This window comes from Frankia sp. CoWAU3, from assembly GCF_977971855.1.
In genome coordinates this window covers 7,199-10,978 of record NZ_CDWWXB010000115.1, presented here as the reverse complement: position 1 = coordinate 10,978, position 3,780 = coordinate 7,199, and the positions used below count along the sequence as shown (strand labels likewise).

4 protein-coding genes are annotated in these 3,780 nt (G+C 69.6%); 2 read left to right on the top strand and 2 right to left on the bottom strand.

Features of this window, described 5'->3' with window-relative positions:
• Positions 1-79 precede the first annotated feature (79 nt).
• A complete protein-coding gene (gene mshB / locus AC08ON_RS11545; RefSeq protein ID WP_476616941.1) occupies positions 80-991 on the bottom strand; it encodes an N-acetyl-1-D-myo-inositol-2-amino-2-deoxy-alpha-D-glucopyranoside deacetylase in 912 nt (303 codons plus the stop codon).
• Between the two features lie 188 nt (positions 992-1,179).
• Between mshB and AC08ON_RS11540 the strand changes: the two genes are divergently transcribed.
• Positions 1,180-2,265, top strand: coding sequence for a PLP-dependent cysteine synthase family protein (locus AC08ON_RS11540; protein ID WP_476607576.1), 1,086 nt, complete (start codon positions 1,180-1,182; stop codon positions 2,263-2,265).
• A 139-nt stretch (positions 2,266-2,404) separates the two neighbouring features.
• Positions 2,405-2,839 (top strand): response regulator, encoded by a 435-nt coding sequence (locus AC08ON_RS11535; protein WP_476607575.1) that lies wholly within the window; start codon positions 2,405-2,407, stop codon positions 2,837-2,839.
• 31 nt (positions 2,840-2,870) lie between these two features.
• On the opposite strand, the gene AC08ON_RS11530 is transcribed toward AC08ON_RS11535, so the two are convergent.
• Positions 2,871-3,780: amidohydrolase family protein (locus tag AC08ON_RS11530; protein ID WP_476616940.1), on the bottom strand; the 910-nt coding region annotated here is incomplete at its 5' end.

Below are 3,780 nucleotides of genomic sequence, written 5' to 3'. Positions count from 1 at the left end.
CGCATGAGGAAAGAGACGCTTCGCTCGCGCTGTGTCGCCCAGGGCGCCCCGAGTCACCCCACAGCACGTCTACAAAACGTCACCGATCACAACGTAGCGTAATCTCTGCGCGGCCCTGGCCCGGGCCCACCGCCCCCCGAGCCAACACGAAGTTCTCGGTGGCCTTCGCCGACCGGCCGTTCCCGTCGACCAGAGCGAAGAAGAATCCGTCCACGGTCATCTGGCTGCGGTGGGCCCGCATTGCCGCGATCTTCGCGGCGAAGAAGCCCGGCGCCTCGATCGTCGTGGTGACCTTGGTATCGGGAACCGACAGCAGCATGTCCGAGGGCATCGTGATCCCCTCGGGGACCGTCTTCGCCAGGTCGGACCGCCAGATGCGGTCCACCGCGGACTCGACCGCGGAGTGGGACAGCGCCGTCTCGTACAACTTCGAGACCTGCCAGGTCGGACCCGCGTCGGGAGCGAAGTCCGGATCGGCCGCGTCGGCGAAGGCCCGGACGGTGACGTCGTGCGCCCTGATGTGATCGGGATGACCGTAGTCCCCGATCGCGTCGTAGGTCACGATCACCTGCGGCCGGACCTCCCGCACGATCCGTACGAGCGCCTCGGACGCGTCGTCCATGTTCGCCCGCCAGAAGCAGCGCGGGTCGTCGTTCGCGGGGCTGTCCAACATGCCGCTGTCCCGCCAACGACCGGCGCCCCCGAGGAAGCGGTAGTCGGTGACGCCGAGCTCGGTACACGCCTGTTCCAGCTCCCCGATCCGGTATCCGCCGAGCTGGTCCGCGCGGTCCGCCCGCAGGTTGGTCAGCTCGGGGACCAGCACCTCGCCCATCTCGCCCAGCGTGCACGTGACAAGGACCACCTGGGTGTCGGGATCGGCGGCGTAGCGGGCCATCGTCGCCCCGGTCGCGATCGTCTCGTCGTCGGGATGAGCATGGACGAACACGATCCGACGGGCCGGCAGCGCACCGGAACCTTGAGTAACCGGCATAGCTTGACGGTAGGGGCGACCCACGGACGGCGCATCTCGACCATCGAACCGGTAACTTGCGGATACAGAGCCCGCAATCGCATCGATAACCCATAAGAGACAAACAGCTCACAGATCAACGAATCGACGAAGGCGGGCGGAAAGAACAAAGATCTTCATCCAAGCATGATCCGGGGAACGGGAAGGGCATGAGTGATGCACCCGCCAGACAGGACGTCCGATGGACTCGGGAGGCCATTCGCCGAGTCGAGGCCGACACCAACAGGTCGGCGGACACCCACCTGTTCCCCCTGCACCTGTGGCCGGCGGAACGGAGCGTGGACATCTATCTGAAGGACGAGTCGACGCATCCCACCGGCTCGTTGAAGCACCGCCTGGCCCGGTCGCTGTTCCTCTACGGGCTGTGCAACGGCTGGATCCGGGAGGGGACGACGATCGTCGAGGCGTCCTCCGGGTCGACCGCGGTCTCGGAGGCCTACTTCGCCCGCATGCTCGGGCTCCCCTTCATCGCCGTCATGCCCGCCTCGACCAGCACGCAGAAGATCGCCCTGATCGAACGTGAGCGGGGTCGCTGCCACCTGGTGGCGGACGCCACCACGGTGTACGCGGAGGCCAGGCGGCTGGCCGAGGCCACGAACGGTCACTACATGGACCAGTTCACCTACGCGGAACGAGCGACGGACTGGCGCGGCAACAACAACATCGCCGAATCGATCTTCAATCAGATGGCGTTGGAGCGCCATCCCATCCCCACCTGGATCGTCGTCGGCGCCGGCACCGGGGGCACCAGCGCCACGATCGGGCGTTATCTGCGGTACCGGCAGCACAACTGCGCGCTGTGCGTCGTCGATCCCGAGGGCTCGGTGTTCCATCGCGCCTGGTCCACCGGCGACCCGCACGTCACCGGCGGGCACTCCCGCATCGAGGGCATCGGCCGCCCACAGGTGGAGCCGAGCTTCCTCCCCGACGTCGTCGACCGGATGATCACTGTGCCCGACGCGGCGTCCGTCGCGGCCATGTTGTTCCTGGAGACGCTGACGGGCCGCCGGACGGGTGCCTCCACCGGGACGAACCTCTGGGGCGCGGTACGGCTCGCCTGCGAGCTGGTGTCCTCCGGTCACCGCGGCAGCGTGGTCACCCTGATCTGCGACGGCGGCGAACGGTACGCCGACACGTACTACTCCGGTTCCTGGCTCGACGCGGCCGGCCTCGACCCGCGGCCGTTCACCGAGATCCTCTGCCAGGCCGTGACCTCCGCGGCCTGGCCAGGCTGAGGCGGCCTGGCCTGATCGGGTTGAGGCAGCCGGGCCGGGCTGGGCGGCCTGGCCGGCGCGGTGGCGACCCACCGAAAGCGATGCTACGGTTCCTCTGGCCACTAAATGCCACCGGTAAATTACCTACTGCGGTGATTTTATGCGGAACCTGTCGCAGGATCCGGCCGGGCAACGACCGGCCGACTCCGAGCCCGCCCGGCACGGCGAGACGGTCCTGATCGCCGAGGACGATGCCGCGTTGCTCGAGGTCGCCCGGCGGATCCTGAGCCGCAACGGCTACGAGGTGCTGGCGGCTTCCACCGCCCTCGACGCATGCTCGATCGCGATCGAGCACCGGGGCGACATCCACCTGCTGCTCACGGACGTGATCATGCCGCGCATGCAGGGCAGGGAACTCGCGAACCGCATCCGGGCCCAGCAACCCGGCATCCGGGTGCTCTACATGTCGGGATACGCCGATCCCGTTCTCACCGCGCAGGGGAAGCTGGACCCAGGGGTATCGCTGTTGACCAAACCCTTCTCCGAACGCACCCTGCTGGACAAGGTCCGGCAGGTCCTCGATACTCCCCGCTGACCGGCCGCATACCCGGGGGACGCGGGGACGTTCAGGCAGAGACCGGCCGTCCGCGCAGAACGATGAGGTCCGGGGCGCCGAGCACCGCGACGTCGGCCCGCGGGTCGCTCGGATACACCACCAGATCGGCCCAGGCGCCCTCGGACAGGCCCGGATAACCGAGCCAGGAGCGGGCCCCCCAGGTCGCCGCGTCGAGCGCGGCCGCAGCCGGCAGCCCGGCCAGGCGAAGCTCGGCCACCTCGGCGGCGACCAGTCCGTGCGGGAGGCTTCCCCCTGCGTCGGTACCGACAAAGATCGGGATGCCGGCGTCGTAGGCCGCCCGCACCGTGTCATGGCGCCGGGCGTACAGGGCGCGCATGTGCCGGGCGTAGGCGGGGAACTTCGCCTCGGCGCCCGCAGCGATGTCCTCGAAGGTCGCGATGTTCACCAGGGTTGGCACGATGGCGACCCCCCGCTCGGCGAACAGCGGGATCGTGTGCTCGGTGAGACCGGTGGCGTGCTCGATGCAGTCGATCCCCGCCTCGACGAGATCCGCGAGGGAGTCCTCGGCGAAGCAGTGGGCGGTGACCCGGGCTCCGGCGGCGTGCGCCGCGTCGATCGCGGCCTTCGCCACGTCCGCGGGCCAGCACGACGCCAGGTCGCCCAGCCCGCGGTCGATCCAGTCGCCGACGAGCTTCACCCACCCGTCGCCCCGGCCGGCCTGCGCGAGGACCTCGGCGACGAGGTCGGTCGGCTCGACCTCCGCCGCGTAGTTGCGGAGGTATCGCCGGGGCCGGGCGATGTGCCGGCCGGCCCGCACCAGCCGGGGCAGGTCGTCACGGGCGTCGATCCACCGGGTGTCGGCCGGGGAGCCGGCGTCGCGCAGCAGCAGCGCGCCCGCCGCCCGGTCGGTGATGATCTGCTGCTCGGCGGTGGGCCTGTCGACGGCGCCGTGCGCGGCG